The 19344-nt window shown below is 63.9% G+C and carries 18 protein-coding genes; 2 read left to right on the top strand and 16 right to left on the bottom strand.

Annotated features, from left to right (window positions below; all coding sequences use genetic code 11):
* Positions 1–3: 3 nt before the first annotated feature.
* The 7 genes from CF70_RS10340 to rfbB form a co-directional block, all read right to left on the bottom strand.
* Positions 4–3423: a glycosyltransferase gene (locus CF70_RS10340; protein WP_063830450.1), complete on the bottom strand. Its 3420-nt coding sequence runs from the start codon at positions 3421–3423 to the stop codon at positions 4–6.
* A 3-nt stretch (positions 3424–3426) separates the two neighbouring features.
* Complete coding sequence (locus CF70_RS10335) at positions 3427–4815, bottom strand: ABC transporter ATP-binding protein (RefSeq protein ID WP_035863813.1); 1389 nt, start codon at positions 4813–4815, stop codon at positions 3427–3429.
* Positions 4805–5626 carry an ABC transporter permease gene (locus CF70_RS10330; RefSeq protein WP_035863811.1) on the bottom strand — a complete coding sequence of 274 codons (822 nt, stop codon included), beginning with the start codon at positions 5624–5626 and terminating at the stop codon, positions 4805–4807. The genes CF70_RS10335 and CF70_RS10330 overlap by 11 nt, the downstream gene beginning before the upstream one ends.
* Positions 5627–5690: 64 nt before the next feature.
* Positions 5691–6242, bottom strand: a complete 552-nt coding sequence (gene rfbC, locus CF70_RS10325; RefSeq protein ID WP_035863809.1) for a dTDP-4-dehydrorhamnose 3,5-epimerase — start codon at positions 6240–6242, stop codon at positions 5691–5693.
* Positions 6243–6250: 8 nt separating this feature from the next.
* Positions 6251–7129 carry a glucose-1-phosphate thymidylyltransferase RfbA gene (rfbA, locus tag CF70_RS10320; protein WP_035863807.1) on the bottom strand — a complete coding sequence of 293 codons (879 nt, stop codon included), beginning with the start codon at positions 7127–7129 and terminating at the stop codon, positions 6251–6253.
* A 10-nt stretch (positions 7130–7139) separates the two neighbouring features.
* Positions 7140–8057 (bottom strand): dTDP-4-dehydrorhamnose reductase, encoded by a 918-nt coding sequence (rfbD, locus tag CF70_RS10315; RefSeq protein WP_035863805.1) that lies wholly within the window; start codon positions 8055–8057, stop codon positions 7140–7142.
* Positions 8047–9111: a dTDP-glucose 4,6-dehydratase gene (rfbB, locus tag CF70_RS10310; protein ID WP_035863803.1), complete on the bottom strand. Its 1065-nt coding sequence runs from the start codon at positions 9109–9111 to the stop codon at positions 8047–8049. The genes rfbD and rfbB overlap by 11 nt, the downstream gene beginning before the upstream one ends.
* A gap of 245 nt (positions 9112–9356) precedes the next feature.
* On the opposite strand from rfbB, the gene CF70_RS10305 reads away from it, so the two are divergent.
* Positions 9357–10199: a symmetrical bis(5'-nucleosyl)-tetraphosphatase gene (locus CF70_RS10305; RefSeq protein ID WP_414629442.1), complete on the top strand. Its 843-nt coding sequence runs from the start codon at positions 9357–9359 to the stop codon at positions 10197–10199.
* A 24-nt stretch (positions 10200–10223) separates the two neighbouring features.
* Here the strand turns inward: CF70_RS10305 and CF70_RS10300 are convergent, their stop codons facing one another.
* The 7 genes from CF70_RS10300 to CF70_RS10270 form a co-directional block, all read right to left on the bottom strand.
* Positions 10224–11072, bottom strand: a complete 849-nt coding sequence (locus CF70_RS10300; protein ID WP_035863800.1) for a lysophospholipid acyltransferase family protein — start codon at positions 11070–11072, stop codon at positions 10224–10226.
* Positions 11073–11136: 64 nt separating this feature from the next.
* The gene (locus tag CF70_RS10295; RefSeq protein WP_035863798.1) at positions 11137–12411 is read right to left on the bottom strand and encodes a dihydroorotase; all 1275 of its coding nucleotides are present in this window, start codon (positions 12409–12411) and stop codon (positions 11137–11139) included.
* A gap of 75 nt (positions 12412–12486) precedes the next feature.
* The gene (locus CF70_RS10290) at positions 12487–13458 is read right to left on the bottom strand and encodes an aspartate carbamoyltransferase catalytic subunit (protein WP_035863796.1); all 972 of its coding nucleotides are present in this window, start codon (positions 13456–13458) and stop codon (positions 12487–12489) included.
* 101 nt (positions 13459–13559) lie between these two features.
* A complete protein-coding gene (gene pyrR / locus CF70_RS10285) occupies positions 13560–14087 on the bottom strand; it encodes a bifunctional pyr operon transcriptional regulator/uracil phosphoribosyltransferase PyrR (protein ID WP_035863795.1) in 528 nt (175 codons plus the stop codon).
* Entirely contained in the window at positions 14084–14521 is a 438-nt protein-coding gene (ruvX, locus tag CF70_RS10280; RefSeq protein ID WP_035863793.1) for a Holliday junction resolvase RuvX, read from the bottom strand. Before ruvX ends, pyrR begins: the two co-directional genes overlap by 4 nt.
* Positions 14514–15086, bottom strand: a complete 573-nt coding sequence (locus CF70_RS10275) for a YqgE/AlgH family protein (RefSeq protein WP_035863791.1) — start codon at positions 15084–15086, stop codon at positions 14514–14516. The genes ruvX and CF70_RS10275 overlap by 8 nt, the downstream gene beginning before the upstream one ends.
* Before the next feature lie 105 nt (positions 15087–15191).
* A complete protein-coding gene (locus tag CF70_RS10270; RefSeq protein WP_200876729.1) occupies positions 15192–15899 on the bottom strand; it encodes a pseudouridine synthase in 708 nt (235 codons plus the stop codon).
* Between the two features lie 163 nt (positions 15900–16062).
* Here CF70_RS10270 and CF70_RS10265 point away from each other — a divergent pair, with 163 nt between their 5' ends.
* Positions 16063–17598 carry a cryptochrome/photolyase family protein gene (locus tag CF70_RS10265; RefSeq protein ID WP_035863786.1) on the top strand — a complete coding sequence of 512 codons (1536 nt, stop codon included), beginning with the start codon at positions 16063–16065 and terminating at the stop codon, positions 17596–17598.
* A gap of 112 nt (positions 17599–17710) precedes the next feature.
* On the opposite strand, the gene CF70_RS10260 is transcribed toward CF70_RS10265, so the two are convergent.
* Both CF70_RS10260 and CF70_RS10255 read right to left on the bottom strand, forming a co-directional pair.
* A complete protein-coding gene (locus tag CF70_RS10260; protein ID WP_035863784.1) occupies positions 17711–18901 on the bottom strand; it encodes a heme biosynthesis protein HemY in 1191 nt (396 codons plus the stop codon).
* Positions 18902–18904: 3 nt separating this feature from the next.
* Positions 18905–19344, bottom strand: a 440-nt coding sequence (locus CF70_RS10255) for a uroporphyrinogen-III C-methyltransferase (protein ID WP_035863782.1), incomplete at its 5' end; no start/stop codon positions are given.

Raw genomic sequence — 19344 nt, 5'->3', positions numbered from 1 at the left:
AGCTTATCCAGCGATTGTAGGGATGGCGGGATGCGGGTCGATATCGAGCCGGAAGACGTTTTCCATCGCTTGCGGCGAGAACGTCCCTGAAATGTAGGCCTTTGCCCTTTGCGCCACCTCTTGCCAGCGATCGTCATTTTCCAGCAGCGTCACAACCTCCTGTGCCAGACGATGCGGATCGTCCGAGACGGGTACAGTGTCCTCCAGGCCATCAAGGCCCTGAGCGCCGACAGACGTGGTCACTAGCGGCAGGCCATAGTTCATCGCCTCCACCACCTTGCTCTTTACACCCGCACCGAAACGCAGGGGAACAATGGCGACACGCGCCGTACGGTAGAACTCCAGTAGCTGTGGGTCCGTCACGTAGCCGGTTACGGTAATGTCATCGGTTGCCAGCCTCTGCACTTCCGGGGTCGGATTCGATCCGACCAGCCAGAGGTGAGTGCCAGGCACGCGGGCACGTATCAGCGGCATGATGTCTTGTACAAGCCATTTCGCCGCGTCGACATTCGGCGGGTGGCCAAAGCCAGCCACGAAGAGAATGCCGCTGCGGCCCTGCGGGGTCGGCTTGACCAGGTCTGCCGGGGAAACATCGAAGAAGTACGGCGGCACTGTGCGTCCCTTCGCCTCCGGCACCAATTCCAGCACAGCCTGGGTCTCGGTGGGCGACGGATAATAGACCGCATCCACTTCCTTCCACAGCGCCAGTTCCATCTCGCGCATGTTGGCGGCCTCCTTGCGCAGCGTCTCGGAGCCGGTCATCTCGTGCTCGTTAAGCAAGCGCGCATAGTGGAGGTCATGGCCATAAAACAATATCTTGGCGCGGCTGTTTGCACGTATTGCGGGCAGGAATTCCTTGGCGACAGACGGACGGCTCAGCAGCACATAGTCGAGTTGCGAGCCATGCTCGGCGATCCAGCCAGCGAAGTTGTTCTGGAATTCACCACCATAGAAAACTTCGATCCCCGCCTGCTGCAGGATCGAAACGTATTCGGGATCGTACCAGAGGTTTTGAGGCCAGAACTTCACATTCAGCCCCATCCCCTTGAGAACACGCAGGAAACACCACATCGAGCGCGAACCGGCATCGCGATCCGGCTGCGGCGCGTAGTGATCGATCACAAGGATGGTCTTCTTGCCAGCGGAACGCTCGTGGGCACGGAAGACATTAGTACCGTTGTCGAAATGCTCACGGTCCAGCACTTCGCGCCAGCGCTCGCGGAACTTCTTCTGGTTCTCCACCTGGTAAGCCTTGATGCCCCCGCCCGTATCCGTTCCGTGCGAGATGCCTTCATAGTGAATAATTACCGACTTCGGCTGGTAGAGCACGCGCTTGCCCATGGCACGAACGCGGAATGCCAGGTCCGAATCTTCACAATAGGCTGGGACATAGACTTCGTCGAAGCCATTCAACTCACGGAACAACGCCGTCGGGATCAGCAGCGATGCGCCCGAGCAGTAGTCGGCATCCTTAACGTAGTTGTAGACGCTGCGGGTGGGGTCATCCAGCCTGCCGAAGTTCCAGGCCGAGCCGTCGCGCCACATGATGCCGCCGGCTTCCTGCATGCGGCCGTCCGGGTACACCAGCTTGGAGCCGACCATGCCGCAGCCCGGCTCGCTGTCGAACAGCGCCAGCATGGTATCGAGCCATCCCGGGGTGACTTCCGTGTCGTTGTTGAGGAAGTAGACATACTTCCCGCGAGCCAGGCTGGCAGCGTGATTGCACGAACGGATAAAGCCGAGGTTCTTCTCGTTCATCACGAAGCGCAGGCCGGGAATCTCCTGCATGCGCAGGATTTCCTTGTCGCCGGAGACATCTTCGGCAACGATGACCTCGATCGGCACGCTCGGCATGTGCGCGCAGATGGAGCGCACACACGACAGGGTATGGCCGATATTGCCGTAAGTCGGGATGATCACCGAGACGACAGGCTCCGCTACCTCATCGAGCTTCAGGCTGGCAAGCACTTCGTCGACTTCCTCGGCTGCAACGGGACCCAGCCCGACCGGTGTCAGCGCCATGCCCTCCCGGTGGCGGCGCCATACCTCGTAGTGCACCATCCCCTTGAAAAGGGGACCGGCGACGCGGTAAGCGACGTTCACGCAACGGTCCTTCCACTTCTTCGACACGGGCGCACGCAAATACAGCGTGCGCCCGGCCTTCAGCAACGATGGACGCACGCTGTCAAAGACGGTATTGAACTCGCCGCGCCCCAGCCTTGCGGCAGTGCGCAACGGGCCGGTCACTCTCCAGGAGTGCGAACTCAGCATGGCCTTGAGTTCATTCTCGCGGGCCATGAGTGCACCGAGAAGATGATCCCGTTCGACTTCCACCTGCTTGAGCTGATGCCTCAGATAGGCTGCTGTACCTGTTTCCGCAACCGGAACAGGAGGTACCGCGCCCGGCGGCGGGCTTGCTGCAGGTGTGAAACCAGGCACCGCCGCCTTGGCTGGCGTCGAGCGCACAGTACGGCGAAAGATCCTGCGAAGACGCTGCGAAATTCGCAGACTTTCAATTGTCTCGCGCTGGCTTTCGACAGTCGCTCGAAGCTCTTCCACTTCCTTGTCGAGCGACAGTGCCCAGGCAGAACGCTCGTCGAACTCGCTCTGCAGATCGCCAAGGCGCTGTCGCACTGCGGCCTCTTCAACGCTCAACCGTCCGGCCCAGGCCGCCACCTCTTCTCGCTCGGCATACAGATCCACGCCCTCTTCGAAGAAGATGGACGCAGGGCCAACGGGCAGCACCACATCCGATGCGGAGCAGATGGCAACGAAATACATCATGTCATCGGCGGGCACAGTGGCTTGCCGAACCTTGTCGTCGCGCAGTGTCAGCGCCTGATACCCGTCTTGCTGGCCGTCGAGCGGCAGCAGCATCGAACTCGTGGCGAGCCGCTGGCCGTAATAGCTGACCTTGGGAAAATGCGAGCGCAGCAAGACGTCAAGCTCCTCGAAATAGAGCTCCTTGACGTGATACTCGTTGTGGTAATTGCGATCGTCGGAATAGACCTTCTTGTTAGGCGACGAGATCACCAGGATGCCGTCGGGACGAAGCACCCGGCGAATCTGCGCGATCATTTCCTCGTGCCCATGCAGATGCTCGATGGTCTCGAACGACACCACCACATCCACGCTGGCGTCGGGCAACGGGATCGCAGTGGCGCTGCCAGCTTCAAAACGCAGGTTCTGGTGCTGCTGATAGCGCGAGCGGGCATGCGCCACTGCGTCGTCGGAAATGTCGACGCCGATAACGGACTTGGCACGCGTAGCCATCAGTGCGGAGCCATAGCCCTCGCCGCAGGCGATATCGAGCACATCCTTGCCAGCAGCGATCTCCAGCGACCAGCTGTAACGGTGCATGTGCTCGTAGCGGATCGCTCCTTCTTCGGTGGGAACGAATCGTTCGCCGGTAAAGTTAAGCACGGACTATCCTTCCTCAGAAATAGCAATATCGAGCATCGGGATGCCTACCAGTCCATGTCGCATGGAGCTGTCGACCGCGCGCAGGGTCAGGGCATCGTGGACCCAATGCTGCTGTGTATGATCATTTTGTGTGCCGGACGCGATCGCCGCATCCACGGAGTACGCTCCCACGGGCAACGTCGGCATGCGGAAGCGAAAGCTGGCGCAATAGCGCTTGCCGGCATCGCCGGACACCGTATCGTCCAGCGTGGCCAGGAAGGTGTTGTCGCCAAACAGCCGCTGGCCCAGCCGGTCCTTCAGGTAGAAGCCGAAGATCAGGCCGTCCAACGATGCATGCAGTTCTGCGGAGATGCGCAATTCAACTAGTTCGCCACCATGGACCAGCTTGAGTTCCTGGCCCTGCTCGTCCAGCAGCGTGGCATCAACGATGGAAGCGCCGCGCGCCCCGAACTCGCTGTCCGCCTGCTCCGGGTCAAACTCGAACACCTCGATGCGTGTTCCGGCACCCTGGGCGCGTAGCGTTTCCCACCGGCTGTCCACCACATCGAGTTCGGCCTTCTTCCGGGGCTTCTTTTCCTTGGCCGCTGCCACTTTGACGGAGACACCCAGCGCGCCCCGATCTTGCGCATGCTGCTCTGCCAGATAGGCCTCGACCGTCTCCTTGGCGTTGCCATCCATCTTCAGCACGCCATGGTCCAGCCAGATTGCCCGCGAGCAAAGGCTGGTCACCGCGCCAACGTCGTGGCTGACAAACAGCAGCGTGCCCTTCTTCTGGAACTCGCGCAGGAAACGCATGCACTTCTGGGTGAAGCGCACATCGCCCACCGAAAGCGCTTCGTCCACCACCAGCACATCGGCATCGACGTGTGCCGCAATTGCAAACGCCAGGCGCACATACATGCCGCTGGAGTAAGTCTTTACCGGCTGGTTGATGAAGTCGCCGATTTCGGCGAAGGCGACGATGGAATCGAAGCGTTTGGCCAGTTCGCCTTCTTCGATCCCGTACAGCAGACCGCTCAGATAGACGTTCTCCTCGCCGGTAAACTCGGGGTTGAAACCGGCACCAAGTTCGAGCAGCGCGGCAATCCGGCCGTTAACGCTGACCTCGCCCATGGTAGGGAATAGCGTGCCGCATACCAGCTGCAGTAGCGTTGACTTGCCCGAGCCATTTTGGCCGATGATGGCAACGGTTTCACCCTGCTGGACATCAAAACTCACGTCGCGCAGCGCCCAGAACTCACGAAAGTACTCCGGCGGATGCATGCCGACCATGCGCTTGAGGCGCGGCATCACCATCTGCTTGAGACGATCCTTGGGCTGCGCGTAGATTTCATAGCGCTTGCCCAGGTTGCCGACGCGAATCACGGCACTATTCACGGGATTAGAGGACATCGGAGAACCCCTTGCGCGTCTTCTGGAACCACACCAGCCCGGCCCATGCCATGCAATAGCCGATCACAAGGTAAAGCAACCAGCCGAGCCAGTCGATGCTGGTTCCCCAGATCGCGGCATTGCGAACCTGTTCGACGATAAACGTGATGGGATTCAGGTAAAGAAATGGCCGCAGGCGCTCCGGCACCGATTGCAGCGGATAGAACACCGGTGCCATGAACATCAGCAGCGACGTAACGATCCCCATCACCTGCCCAAGATCGCGTAGATACACGCCTAGCGAGGCCAGCAGCCACACCAGGCCGGCGATCAGGATCACAAAGGGAAGCAGGATGACCGGCACGAGCACGACCGTCAGCGGCAAATGTCCCTGCCAGATGAAGATCGCGCCCATCAGGATCACCGATGCCACCAGCGTATGGAACAGCGCCGAGCCGATGGCGATCCAGGGCAGCGTCTCGAGCGGAAACACCACCTTCTTGACGAAGTTGGGATTGCTCACCACTAGGGTGGGCGCGCGCTGCAGGCATTCCGCGATCAGGCCATGAACCAGCACGCCGGCGAACATCACCACGGCAAATTCAAGGTGATCAGTCGATGTAGGGCGCCAGCGCGACTTGAACACCACGCCGAAGACGAAGGTGTAGATCAACAGCATCAGCAGCGGATTGATGAAGGTCCACAGCAGGCCAAGGAACGAGCCCTTGTAGCGACCGGCGACTTCGCGTTTGACAAACTGAGTGATGATGCTGCGGTTCGCAAGAAGGGACTGAATCACGACCAGCGGGTGCATGCTTGGCTTTTCCTTCATGCGGGAAATCCTTGCTTGCTACCGCCCGGAGTCCGGCGGCGAAAGCCGCCGCTGTGGGCACCGGTCATTCGAATACCTCGGCATCTGCCAGCAACTTTCCGGCGGCATCTTTCGCGGCGAGCGTGGGCTCGCCGTCGAGCGGCCAGTCGATCCCGAGCGCCGGATCGTTCCAGGCCAGGCTGCGCTCGTGTTCCGGATACCAGTAGTCGGTAGTCTTGTAGAGGAACTCTGCGGACTCGGACGTCACCATGAAACCGTGGGCAAACCCTTCGGGAACCCACAACTGGCGCTTGTTCTCGGCGGAAAGCGTCAAGCCGGTCCATTTGCCAAAAGTGGGCGAGCCGCGGCGCAGGTCAACCACCACGTCGAACACTTCGCCCGAAGTCACGCGCACCAGCTTGCCCTGCGGATGCCGGATCTGGTAATGCAGCCCACGCAGCACATTGCGCGCGGAGCGCGAGTGATTGTCCTGCACGAACTCGCGCTTGAGCCCGGTCGCGGCTTCAAACGCCTTGGCATTGAAGCTCTCAAAGAAGAATCCTCGATCGTCGCCGAACACTTTGGGTTCGAGGATGAGCACCTCAGGGATATCTGTAGGGATGACTGTCAGGTTCATGGTCTTGCTTACTTGATCGTTTCCGAGACAATGCGCTGCAGGTACTGTCCATAAGCGTTTTTGGACAGTGGCTTGGCCAGCGCCGCCACCTGCTCGGCATCGATCCATTTGCTGCGATACGCGATCTCTTCCGGGCAAGCGACCATCAGGCCCTGCCGGTTTTGCAGCGTGGCGATAAAACTGGCCGCTTCCAGCAGCGAGTCATGCGTGCCGGTATCGAGCCACGCATAGCCGCGCCCCATGATTTCCACGTTGAGCTGCGACAGCTCGAGATAGCGCTTGTTGACGTCAGTGATCTCGAGCTCACCCCGGGCCGACGGCTTGATATCGGCCGCGATGTCGCAGATCTGCCGATCATAAAAGTAAAGCCCGGTAACGGCATAGTTTGAACGTGGCTTTAGCGGCTTTTCTTCGAGCGATAGCGCACGGAAGTTGTCGTCGAATTCGACTACGCCGTACCGCTCCGGATCGTGCACGTGATAGGCGAACACCGTGGCGCCCTCGTCCTGGCTCCCGGCCCGGCCGAGCTGGCCCACCAGGTCGTGGCCATGGAAGATGTTATCGCCCAGGATCAGCGTGGAGGGATCGTTGCCGATAAAGTCGCGGCCGATGATAAAGGCCTGCGCCAGGCCGTCTGGCGACGGCTGGACCGCGTACTGGAGGTTGATGCCCCATTTGCTGCCGTCGCCGAGCATGTCGGCGAAGCGTGGCGTATCTTCCGGCGTGGAGATCACAAGGATGTCACGAATCCCTGCCAGCATGAGCGTGGACAAGGGATAGTAGATCATCGGCTTGTCGTACACCGGCAGCAATTGCTTGGAGACCGAGCGTGTGATCGGATAAAGCCGCGTGCCGGAACCCCCGGCCAGGATGATGCCTTTGCGCATGGTGCTGAGATCAGGAAAGGATCTGGTCGAGCAGGAGATGTATTCCCTGCTGCCAATCCGGAAGATGGATGTCGAAGGTCTCGCGCAGCCTGCTCGTGTCAAGACGCGAATTGGCGGGCCGAGGAGCTGGTAGTGGATACTCACTAGCCGGAATCGGCACAATGCTCTCGGGATTCGCCTTTAATGCTACGCCCTTGGATGCCGCATAGCGCAACACTTCAGTAGCATAGGCGTGCCAGGTGGTTTCGCCGCCGGCCGCCAGGTGATAGATGCCGGCCGGGAAGGCGGCGCGATCGCCCGCCAGCCAGTGGCGGGCAATGATCTGCGCGGTCACGTCGGCAATCAGCGCTGCCGTGGTCGGCGCGCCGAACTGGTCGGCAATCACACGCAGGCTATCTCGCTCGCGGCCCAGCTTGAGCATGGTCTTGGCGAAGTTGCCGCCATGGGCGCCCGCCACCCAGCAGGTGCGGAGCACCAGCGCAGTAGCACCGGACGCCGCGATAGCCTGCTCGCCAGCCAGCTTGCTCTTGCCGTAGATGGATTGCGGGTCGACCGCATCCAGTTCGACATAGGGGCCCGCCTTGCGGCCATCGAACACATAGTCGGTCGAATAGTGCACCAGCAGGCTGCCAAGCGCCTTTGCCTCCTCGGCCAGCACGCCGGCGGCGGCGCCATTGACAGCAAACGCGGTGTCGGCGTCCGTCTCGGCCTTGTCCACCGCGGTATAGGCGGCAGGATTGACGATCACATCGGGCCGGTACTGCCGAATCAGCTGGCGTAGGGTGTCCGGACGCGAGAGATCGCAAGCGGCACGATCCAGTGCGATCACATTGCCAAGCGGCGCAAGGCTCCGGCGGAGTTCGAATCCGACCTGGCCGTTGCTTCCTGTTACAAGAAGAGTAGGAATATTTTGTGCCTTATGCGGCATATTGCTTTGCCACCCAGTTCCGGTATTCACCGGACATCACATCTTGCACCCAGCCCTGGTTGTCCAGATACCACTGAACGGTCTTGCGCATGCCGGTCTCGAATGTCTCGGCCGGCTTCCAGCCGAGTTCGCGCTCCAGTTTGCGCGCATCGATGGCATAGCGCCGATCATGGCCCGGACGATCCTTGACGAAGGTGATCTGATCCCGGTAGGAACCGGCCGCCTTCGGGCGCAGTTCGTCGAGCAGGTCGCAAAGCGTGTGGACCACGTCGAGATTGGTCTTCTCGTTCCAGCCGCCCACGTTGTATGTCTCGCCAAGGCGGCCTCGCGCCAGCACTTCGCGGATGGCGGCGCAGTGGTCGCCCACATACAGCCAGTCGCGCACGTTCAGGCCATCGCCATAAACCGGCAAGGGCTTGCCGCCGAGCGCATTGGCAATGATCAACGGGATCAACTTTTCGGGGAAATGATAGGGCCCGTAGTTGTTGGAGCAGTTCGTGGTGAGAACCGGCAAGCCATACGTGTGGTGGTAGGCCCGTACCAGATGGTCGGATGCAGCCTTCGATGCCGAATAGGGGCTGTTGGGCGCGTAGGCCGTGGTCTCGGAGAATTGCGGATCGCCGGCTTCGAGGGAACCGAAGACCTCGTCGGTGGAGACGTGCAGGAAGCGGAAGGATGCCCTGGCTTCGTCATCGAGCGCGCTCCAGTAGGCGCGCACGGCTTCGAGCAGGGTGAAGGTGCCGACAATATTGGTCTGGATGAACTCGCCGGGGCCATGGATGGAGCGGTCGACATGGCTCTCGGCGGCAAAATGCACCACGGCACGGGGCTTGTAGGTCGTCAGCAACTGGTCGAGCGCGGCGCGGTCGCAGATATCCGTCTGCGAGAAGACATGGCGAGCGTCGCCATCCAGCGAGGCAAGCGTCTTGCGGTTGCCTGCGTAGGTGAGCTTGTCGACATTGACAATGCCGTCGGTAGCCCCGGTGCCGAACCAGTTCAGAACAAAGTTGGCACCGATGAACCCCGCACCGCCCGTAACGAGAATATGAGACAAAAGTTGTGCTCCCTGCCTATCGATATATTTCGAGGACCCGACCAATGCCGAGCGCCCGCCTTGGTCCATTGTGGGGACGGCGGGATCTTAAGTACCTGCAGAAGTGGCGGTATTCTATCCGACCGGGGGCAGGGCCTTACCCGGAATAGGCATCTTTTTGTAGCCTGTTGTAACGTCCCATCGAAAATTTCCGCACAATGTTGCCAATTCAAACCGTTTTACGTGTGTGATCATTCAGGCAATTTATTTTTGTGATCGATAAACATCATTTTGCTATCGGCGACCTCCAGGGTTGCGCAGGTTCGCTTGACGAACTCCTTTTTCAGCGCTTGCCCGCCGACAGCCAGCTCCGCTTCTTAGGCGACCTGGTGAACCGCGGCCCGGCCTCGGCGCGCACGCTGCGCCTGGTCCGTCAGCTTGGCGAGCGCGCCGAATCCGTGCTCGGCAATCATGATATCCACCTGCTGGCCGTGGCCGCCGGTGTACGCAAGCGCGGCCGCAGCGACACCCTGGACGATATTCTTGAAGCCCCGGATTGCGATGAATTGCTCACATGGCTAAGGCACCGCCCATTGGCCATCCGTGAAAACGGTTTCCTGCTTGTGCACGCCGGCGTACTGCCGCAGTGGACGGCCGAGCAGACCATGGAGCTGGCGTCGGAAGTGGAGCAAGCGCTGCGCGGCCCCAACTGGCGAGCTTTCCTGGCCGACATCTTCGGGAACGTGGCAGTTCGATGGGATGCAGGCCTGCGCGGCATTGAGCGTCACCGCGTCGTGGTCAACGCCCTCACCCGCCTGCGCTTCTGCAGCGCGGATGGGGTGATGGACCTGAAGAGCAAGGAAGGTCCGGGCGGCACGCCCACGGGCCACATGCCCTGGTTCGACGTCCCCGGCCGCCTGACCGAAGACACCACCGTGGTTTGCGGACACTGGTCCACGCTTGGGCTGGTGATGCGCCCCAACCTCATGGCGCTGGACACGGGCTGCGTCTGGGGCGGCAAGCTCACGGCGGCGCGGCTGGCGACGGATCCGGCGCAGCGCTCGCTGATCCAGGTGGACTGCCCGCAATACTGCGATCCGCTCGCCTGAGCCAGCGGCCGCGCACGGGCTGGCTTACGGCGTGGCAGCCGGCTCGGGTGAATCCGCCCCCTCACCCACTTCGCCGAAGGCACGTTCGTTGCCGGCGCCGCCATTGACCCGCCCCGCCAGTTCGGCGGCATGTTGTTGCGCGCCCTGACTCAGGTGGGTTACCACTTCCCGGGCGGCCTCGGCCAGCTCGCGCCGGCTGGCGCTGGTGGCGGTCAGGGCTGGCGCGAAGCACAGCCTGGCGATGATCGGCGGCGCCCGCAAGATGGCGTCAAGTGTCTGCAGCAGGGTCAGGTCGCCGATATATGCCGGTGCGGCGGTCGGCTGGCCGGTCGCGGCATCCAGGTAGGCCAACCCGACCGGCTGCACCGGCAGCCCGCCCGAGATCGGCGCCTGCATCAGGTTGGCGTGGAACGGCAGCACGCTGGCGCCATCCGTGGTCGTCCCCTCGGGAAACACGCAAACCAGGTCGCCCTGCAGCATCACGTCGGTAATCGCATGCAGTACGCGGTGCGCATCGCGCTTGCGCGCACGTTCGATAAAGATGGTGCCGGTCTGCGCGCACAGCCAGCCGATCACGGGCCAGTCGCGGATTTCCGATTTGGCCACGAAGCGCACGGGCTGCCAAGTGTTGATGACGTAGATGTCCAGCCACGAAATGTGGTTGCAAACCACCATGGCGCCATGCGGCGGCGCCTGCCCAGGCTGCAGCCCCTGCAACTCGACCGTGACCCCGCAGATCCCCAGCAGCCGGCGCGACCAGCGCCGGATATGCCACTGGCGCGACTCGACACCCAGCCACGGGAACAGCACGGCGCAGGTGACCAGGCCGCGCAGCAGGTGCAGGATCAAAGCGGTTTTCCGTAGCCAGATCATGCAATCCCCGCCGGCGGGCCTGCGTGAATCGTCTTGCCCGTGTCCACTCGGCCCGGCATGACGCTCAGTGCAGTTCGTAGACGACGTGGCCGCCGACCAGCGTGGCACGCACGCGGCCGCGCATCTCGTAGCCCAGCCACGGCGAATTCTTGCCCTGGCTCTTGAGCGCGCGCCGCTCGACCTTCCACTCCTGCTCGGGATGGAAGATGCAGATATCTGCCGCGCTGCCAGCGCTCAGCGTGCCGGCCGCCAGGCCCAGTACGCGGGCCGGTTCGGCGGTGATGCGGGCCAACGCCTTGGACAGCGGGACCTTGTGCTCCTCGGCCCAGCGCAGCGTCAGCGGCAGCAGCAGCTCCAGCCCGGTGGCGCCGGGAGAGGCCTCGGCGAAGGGCAGCAGTTTTTCATCGTCGTCCACCGGGGTGTGGTCCGAGCACAGGGCGTCGATGGTGCCATCGGCAAGACCTGCCACGATGGCGTCGCGATCACGCGCGCTGCGCAGCGGCGGCGAGAAGCGCATCTGCGAGTTGAAGTAGCCGATATCCATGTCGGTCAGCGACACGTGATGGATGTTGACGTCGCAACTCACCGCAAGGCCTTCGCGCTTGGCCTGGCGCACCAGTTCAATGCCGGCGGCCGAGGACAGCCGGCACAGGTGCACGCGCGCGCCACTGCTGCGCATCAGCTCGAAGATGGTGTGCAGGCGCACCGTTTCGGCAATCACCGACATGCCGGACAGGCCCAGGCGCGATGCCACCGCGCCGCTGGCGGCCACGCCGCCCCCGAGGTAGGGATCTTCCGGGCGCAGCCATACCGTGAAGCCGAAGGTCTGCGCGTACTGCAGCGCGCGCAGCAGCACCTGGGTATTCCGGATCGGCGCCTCGGCCTGCGAGAAGCCGATGCAGCCGGCCTCGGTCAGTTGCGACATCTCGGTCAGCGTCTCGCCCTTCAGGCCCAGCGTCAGCGCGCCCAGCGGGTAGACGTGGGTCTGGTTGAGCGTGCGGGCGCGGTACTTGAGCATTTCGACCAGGCCGGGCTCGTCGAGCACGGGGTCGGTATCGGGCGGGCAGACCAGGCTGGTCACGCCGCCGGCGGTGGCTGCCGCCACTTCGGATTCCAGCGTGGCCTTGTATTCATAGCCGGGCTCGCGCAGGCGCGCGGAGAGGTCGACCAGGCCGGGGCAGACAATCAGCCCGGTGGCGTCGATAGTCTTGTTGGCATGGAAATCCGCCGGCGCGCTGCCCACGCCGACGACCTTGCCGGCGGCGATGTAAAGGTCTTGCTGCGCATCGACGTTCGCGGCCGGGTCGATCAGGCGGCCGCCCTTGATGTGGATCTTCATATCGTGTCGCTTGGCTTGTATTCGGTTGTTCTGGCTTGCCTGGACCTTGTCGGCCGGGCGCTATCAGTCGCGATATCAGTCGTGGTTTCCGGCCACGATGCCCATCACGGCCATGCGTACCGCAATGCCGAAGGTCACCTGGTTGAGAATCACGGATTGCGGGCCATCCGCCACGGCGGAGTCGATCTCCACGCCGCGGTTCATCGGGCCGGGGTGCATCACGATGGCATTGGGCTTCGCCCGCGCCAGGCGCTCCGGCGTCAGGCCGTAGGCCTTGAAGTACTCCTGCGCCGACGGCAGCAGCGCCCCGCTCATGCGCTCGTTCTGCAGGCGCAGCATGATCACCACGTCCACGCCCTTGAGCCCCTCTTCCATATTGTGGAAGACTCGCACACCCATCTGCTCCAGCCCCGAGGGCAGCAGCGTGCGCGGGCCGATGGCGCGCACTTCAGGCACGCCCAGCGTGGTCAGCGCATGGATGTCGGAGCGCGCCACGCGGGAGTGCAGGATGTCTCCCACGATCGCGACCGTCAGGTTGGTGAAGTCCTTCTTGTAATGGCGGATGGTGTACATGTCGAGCAGCCCCTGCGTGGGGTGCGCGTGACGGCCGTCGCCGGCGTTGATGACATGCACATGCGGCGCGACATGCTCGGCGATCAGGTAGGGCGCGCCGGAACTGGCGTGGCGCACCACGAACATGTCGGCCGACATCGCCGACAGGTTGTTGATGGTGTCGAGCAGCGATTCGCCCTTGCTGGTGGACGAGGCGTTGATGTTCAGGTTCAGCACGTCCGCCGAGAGCCGCTTGGCGGCGATCTCGAAGGTGGTGCGGGTGCGCGTGGAGTTCTCGAAGAACAGGTTGAACACGCTTTTGCCGCGCAACAGCGGCACCTTCTTCACATCGCGGTCCGAGTCGGACAGCGAGACGAACTGGCTGGCAGTGTCGAGGATGTGCGCGACCATCTCGCGCGACAAGCCCTCGATCGAAAGCAAATGCTTGAGCTCGCCGTTCTTGGTCAGTTGCGGGTTGCGGAACGTCTTGATCATGGCAGGTAGAAAGGGCCGGGCGGTGGCGATTGACTGGTCTGGAGCGTGCGTTTCTGGCGCCCCGTTACCGGGGCGCGGGGCGCGTGTCTGGCTGGGCGGGCTTAGTTGCCGGTGGACTCGTTGGCGAAGGCAAAGCGCATGTCCGTGCCGGTACCCTCGTGCGACAGGACCAGCGTGGTACCGGGCGGCAGGTCGACGTGCGCGGCGACGAAATCGGCGGCCGCCGGCAGTTCGCGTCCGCCGCGATCGACCAGCACCGCCAGCGCCACGCGCGCGGGGCGGCCATAGTCGAACAATTCGTTGACGGCAGCGCGGATGGTGCGGCCGGTGGCCAGCACATCGTCGATCAGCAGGATCTTGCGGTCCTGCACGTCGAAGGGCAGCGTGGTCGGCTGGGCCTGGCTATGCAGGCCCTTCTTGGCATAGTCGTCGCGGTGGAAGGCGACGTTGATGACGCCGTGGGCCGCCAGCTGCAGGTCCGCGGCGAGCCGCTCGGCAATCCAGGCGCCACCGGAGTAGATGCCGGCTACCGACCATTGCGTGCGTTCGGCGGCGGGCAGCGCGGCCTGCACCTGGTCACGCAGCGCATGGTAGAGCGCCTCGGCGTCGGGAGAGGAAGTCTGGGTCATAGCGGATGCTGGTCGAAGTACTGTTGCAGGATGATGCTGGCGGCTTCGGCGTCGAGCGCGCCCTTGCGGGCGCCGGCCATCTCGGCGGCGATCGACGTGTAGCGCTCGTCCACCCACTCCACCGGCAGCCCGAAGCGGCCGTGCAGCTGATTGCCGAAGCGGCGCGCGAGCCGCATCGATGGCTGCTCGGTGCCGTCCGGGTTGACCGGCATGCCCACCACCAGTTGCACCGGCGCCCATTCCTTGATGAGCGCGGTCACGGCCTCGAAGCGGCCTTCCACGGTGATGTTGGGGATGATGACAAGCGCACGGGCCTCACGCGTGACAAAGTTGCCAAGCGCGACGCCGATCTTTTTTTCGCCGTAATCGAATGCCAGGACGGTGCCGTCGGTGGGCAGCGGGCGCGGCGCTGGCGCCGCCCCTGCCTCAGGCATGCCCGGCCTCGCCCGAGAGCATGGTGAAATCGATGCCCAGCAGGCGGATGGCGGCGGCAAAGCGCTCCTCGGGCGGCACGCTGAAGATGATTTCGGGATCGGCCTGGACAGTCAGCCAGCCGTTGCGGCTGAGTTCTTCCTCGAGCTGCCCCGCGCCCCAGCCGGCATAGCCGAGCGTGAGCAGGAAGCGGTGCGGGCCGCTGCCGTTGGCCACGGCCTCCAGCACGTCCTTTGAGGTGGTCATCTCCAGTCCGCCCGGCACGGCCAGGGACGAGACGTAGATGCCGACCGGATCGTGCAGCACGAAGCCCCGCTCGGTCTGCACCGGCCCGCCGAAGTAGACGGGCTGCTGCGCCACCGGCTGGATCTCCAGCTTGAGGTCGATCTTGTCGAACAAGGTGGCCATATCGATGTCGATAGGCCGATTGATCACCAGGCCCAGCGCGCCGCGGTCATTGTGCTCGCACAAGTAGACGACGGAACCCGAAAAAGTCGGGTCTGCCATGCCGGGCATGGCAATCAGGAACTGATTGGTGAGATTGATTGGGGCTTCCAGCGTCGCCATCCCTGCATTTTATCAAATCGTTGCCATCCTTCCGGAAAAGATTCGCAGATGCCGCATTGCAGCATCCCGATGCTTCCCGGTGCGCTTTCCCGCCGGCCCTCTTCCCTACTCCTTGCGCGTGAGCGCGGCCAGGTCTTCCGGCGTGAGCCAGCGCCACTCGCCCAGCGCCAGTGTCGGCTCCAGCACGAGCCCGCCGATGGCGCTGCGGTGCAGGGCTTCCACATGGTTGCCGGCCGCGGCCACCATGCGCTTGACCTGATGGTATTTGCCTTCGGTCAGGCTGAGGCGCAGGCTGCGCTCGCTGGTGGCCTCGCAGGCGGCGGCAGCGATCGACACGGGTTCGTCGTCCAGCTTCACGCCCGCCAGCAGGGCATCGACCTGAGCCTGGGTGACCGGCTCGGCTGTTGTCACCTCGTAGACCTTGGGTACCTTCTTTTTGGGCGAAGTCTGGGCATGGATGAACTGGCCGTCGTCCGACAGCAGCAGCAGGCCAGTGGTGTCCTGGTCCAGCCGCCCCACCGCCTGCACCTCGCGCTGGCGCAACGGCACCGGCAGCAGGTTATACACGCTGGGATGGTGGCGCGGCCGTTGCGAGCATTCGTAGCCCACCGGCTTGTTCAGCAGCAGGTAGGCCTTGGTGTGGCCGATCCACTCCTCGCCGTCCACGGTCAGGCGCAGTCCGTCGACTTCGAACTTTGCGCCCGGATCCTCGCACAGGACGCCGTCGACCTCCACCAGGCCGGCGCCGATCAGGTCGCCACAATAGCGGCGGGTCCCGAAGCCCTGGGATTGAAGGATGCGGTCGAGTGTCATGGCCATGGCTTGCTTCTTGATATCTGAATTCTGGATTACTGGTGCGGCGCCGCCGGAACGGCGCCTCTGCCCGGTTTGCCGGGGGGCAGTCCGCGGTGCGGCGCACCCCTGCCGGTATGGTAGGGTAACAGGCTTCTTCCACCCGTTTCCGGAGCGTCCGATCTTGCCCTCGCCCACCGCCGATACGCGCCAGCCCTACCGGATCGACCGGCGGTTCGCGCGCGGGCTGGCCTGGTTCCGGCGCGACCTGCGCGCCGACGATCACGCGGCGCTGCATTATGCCCTCAAGCACTGCCGCCAGGTATGGTGCGTGTTCGTATTCGACCGCGAGATCCTGGATCCGCTGCTGGCACGCGGCCTGGCAGCCGATCGCCGGGTGGAGTTCATCCTCGCCTCGCTGGCACCCCTCGATGCCGCCCTGCGCGCCGCCGGCGGCGGCCTGATCGTGCTGCACGACCACGCGCGCAAGGCCGTTCCGGCGCTGGCCGCCGAACTGGGCGCCGAAGCCGTGTTCGCCAACCACGACTATGAACCCGCCGCGCAGGCCCGCGATGCCGAGGTGCGGCAAACCCTGGCGGACCAGTCCTGCGCCTTCTTCACCTTCAAGGATCAGGTGATCTTCGAGCGGGATGAGATCCTGACCGGCCAGGGCAAGCCCTTCTCGGTATTCACGCCCTACAAGAACGCCTGGCTCAAGGCGCTGCTGCCGTTCGACCTCAAGCCCTATCCGGTCGAGCCATATCTGAAAACGCTGGCTCCCGTACCCCGGCCGTATGCGCGGCCGCTGCCTGCACTGGCGTCTCTGGGATTCGCTCCCTCCAACCTCGCCGAGATCGCCATGCCCGCCGGCAGCGCCGGCGCCCACGCGCTATTCGACGAGTTCTGCGGCCGCATGGGCGACTACGCGCGCCGGCGCGACTTCCCCGCCCTGCGCGGCCCGAGCTACCTGTCGGTCCACCTGCGCTTTGGCACCCTGTCGATCCGGACGCTGGCCCGCGCCGCCCACGCCGCCATGCTGCGCGGCGGCGCGGAAAGCGCGGGCGCCGCTACCTGGCTGTCGGAACTGATCTGGCGGGATTTTTATTTCATGATCCTGCACCACCATCCTCGCGTTGCCGCGGGCCATGCCTTCCACGCCGCCTACGACGCCATCCGCTGGCTCGGCGGCGAGACCGGCGAGCGCTATTTCCAGGCCTGGTGCGACGCACGGACCGGCTATCCGCTGGTGGATGCGGCCATGCTGCAGATCCGGCAAAGCGGTTACATGCACAACCGGCTGCGGATGGTGGTGGCGAGTTTCCTGGTCAAGGATCTGGGCGTGGACTGGCGGCGAGGGGAGCAGTACTTTGCCGACCAGCTGAACGACTTCGATTTCTCGGCGAACAATGGCGGCTGGCAGTGGGCCGCGTCCACGGGCTGCGATGCCCAGCCCTACTTCCGGATCTTCAACCCGACCACGCAATCGGAAAAGTTCGATCCGCAGGGACGGTTTATCCGGAAGTACCTGCCGCAACTGGCGCGGTTGCCGGACAAGTACATACATGCGCCGTGGACGGCTTCGGAGGACGTGCTGCTGGCGGCCGGAGTCAGGCTCGGTGAACACTACCCGCGGCCCATCGTCCAGCATGACGTTGCCCGGAAGGAGACATTGGCGCGGTATGCGGTGGTGAAGGAGACGGCCAGGATTGGGCCGGCCTGAAAAAACCGAGACGCGGAACGAAGCCGACCGGCTGGGCCAAAACCATCTGCCATGACGGCGGCGGTCTCTCCCGCTCCCCTCAGGGGGAGAGAGGAGCCCCCCAGCCAAACGCTCACGCCGCCAGGATCGCACTCTCCCGATAGTGCTTCTGCGCCTCGTCGGGCCGCTCGGTTTCCTCAAACATCTTGGCCAGCGCCAGATGCGCCCGGACCCGCAGCCTGCGCTGCGAATCCACATCCGCATAGCGCAGCGCCCGCTCAAAACTCGACTGCGCCTTGCCCCACAGCTTCTCTCCAAGGCAAAGCACACCCAGCGTGAAGTAAAGGTCCGCATCAACCGGATGCTGCGCCAGCCATTTCTCCGCCTGCTGGATCTGCGGCAGCGCGCGTCCCGGCTCGGCGCACTCCGCATAGCGCAATACCAGCCGGCTATCCCAGTTGACCTTGAGCGCATCCTCCACAATCTTGCGCGCCTCATCCTGCCGGCCCAGCGCGGCGAAATAGCGCGCCGCGGGTTCGGCGATGCGGGCCGCACGGCGTTCATCGGTCGAGAGCGAGCGCCAGAAGTCATGCAGCGCGTCGCTGTCGTGGCGGCGCTCTTCCAGCAGGGCTTCGCAGGCCATCTGCTTGAGGCGCAGCGCCAGCACCGGATGCAGCGCATTGCGCTTTTCCAGCGAGCGCGCCAGGCGCAGGACTTCGGTCCAGTTCTTCAGGTGCTGGTGAGCCCGCAGCGCGATACGCTGCACGTGGATCTGGCGCGCGCCCTGCGCCTGCAGTTGGGCGATGGTTTCCAGCGCGCCGTCGGCATCGCGCGCGTCGACCAGCAACTCGGCCATCGACACCAGCCGCGCCTGTTCGCGCTCGGGATCGGTCACCTGCGCCATCCAGGCATCGCGCCGCTCGGTTTCCTGCATGCGGTGTGCCGCGCGCGCGCCGATCAGCGCCGCGGTCTGAGCCTGCTCGGGCCAGGCCTGGGCTTCACGCGCGGTGCGTTCGGCGCGGGCGAAACGGCCGGCGAAGAGGTTCTCGATCGCCTCGCGCAAGGCGGCCTGCGCCCGGTTCATGCGGCTGCGCTCGCGATACGCGGCGGCGCGCGCCGGCATCTCGGACAGGTGCCGCACGGTGGTGAGGATGGTCCAGACCACGAAGAACGTCAGCAGCAGCAGCGCCAGTGCCAGGTTCAGCGAGAGTTCGACCCGGTAAGGCGGGTAGAACAGGACCACGTTGCTTTGGTTGAATTGCGTGAACAGCGCCAGCCCGACCGCGCCGCCAAACAGGATAGCCACCCAGAAAAGAAGCCGCATGCGCTACTCCTTCTTGAGCGCCTGCAGCGCGCCGAGGCTTTCCGCCATGGTCGGCAACTGCACCGTGACGGCACCAGCCTGGGCCTGCTTGAGCAGGGTCAGCGCGGCCTGCACGCGGCGCGACTTGGTGTCGAAATAGCGCCCCAGCATGGCTTGCGCGGCCGCCAGGTCATTGCGGAACACCGGCTCGTTGCGCGACAGCAGCGCCAGCCGCGCATTGAGCAGGCGCAGCTTGACGTTCTCGCGCAGGAACCAGCCCTGGTCGCCGGTCAGCAGCAAGGCCTGGGCATCGTCCACGCGCCGGATGCGGATAACCTGCATCAGCTCGTCGCGCACACTGGCCCACAGGCCGCCAAACCATTTGCCGACCGTGTTGCCGGCCGGTGCCGGCTCGGCCTTGGCGGCATTCCTGGCGCCCTTGCCGGTGGCTGGCTTTGCGGCCG

The sequence above is a fragment of the Cupriavidus sp. SK-3 genome (assembly GCF_000611145.1).
Taxonomy (GTDB): Bacteria; Pseudomonadota; Gammaproteobacteria; order Burkholderiales; family Burkholderiaceae; genus Cupriavidus.
This window is presented reverse-complemented; position numbering and strand designations above follow the sequence as displayed.

Excerpts from the sequence above, each read along its gene's own strand:
- CF70_RS10335 (WP_035863813.1), bottom strand. The coding sequence starts at position 4,815 with ATGTCCTCTAATCCCGTGAATAGTGCCGTGATTCGCGTCGGCAACCTG.
- CF70_RS10330 (WP_035863811.1), bottom strand. The coding sequence starts at position 5,626 with ATGAAGGAAAAGCCAAGCATGCACCCGCTGGTCGTGATTCAGTCCCTT.
- rfbC (WP_035863809.1), bottom strand. The coding sequence starts at position 6,242 with ATGAACCTGACAGTCATCCCTACAGATATCCCTGAGGTGCTCATCCTC.
- rfbA (WP_035863807.1), bottom strand. The coding sequence starts at position 7,129 with ATGCGCAAAGGCATCATCCTGGCCGGGGGTTCCGGCACGCGGCTTTAT.
- rfbD (WP_035863805.1), bottom strand. The coding sequence starts at position 8,057 with ATGCCGCATAAGGCACAAAATATTCCTACTCTTCTTGTAACAGGAAGC.
- CF70_RS10300 (WP_035863800.1), bottom strand. The coding sequence starts at position 11,072 with ATGATCTGGCTACGGAAAACCGCTTTGATCCTGCACCTGCTGCGCGGC.
- CF70_RS10295 (WP_035863798.1), bottom strand. The coding sequence starts at position 12,411 with ATGAAGATCCACATCAAGGGCGGCCGCCTGATCGACCCGGCCGCGAAC.
- CF70_RS10290 (WP_035863796.1), bottom strand. The coding sequence starts at position 13,458 with ATGATCAAGACGTTCCGCAACCCGCAACTGACCAAGAACGGCGAGCTC.
- pyrR (WP_035863795.1), bottom strand. The coding sequence starts at position 14,087 with ATGACCCAGACTTCCTCTCCCGACGCCGAGGCGCTCTACCATGCGCTG.
- ruvX (WP_035863793.1), bottom strand. The coding sequence starts at position 14,521 with ATGCCTGAGGCAGGGGCGGCGCCAGCGCCGCGCCCGCTGCCCACCGAC.
- CF70_RS10275 (WP_035863791.1), bottom strand. The coding sequence starts at position 15,086 with ATGGCGACGCTGGAAGCCCCAATCAATCTCACCAATCAGTTCCTGATT.
- CF70_RS10270 (WP_200876729.1), bottom strand. The coding sequence starts at position 15,899 with ATGACACTCGACCGCATCCTTCAATCCCAGGGCTTCGGGACCCGCCGC.
- CF70_RS10260 (WP_035863784.1), bottom strand. The coding sequence starts at position 18,901 with ATGCGGCTTCTTTTCTGGGTGGCTATCCTGTTTGGCGGCGCGGTCGGG.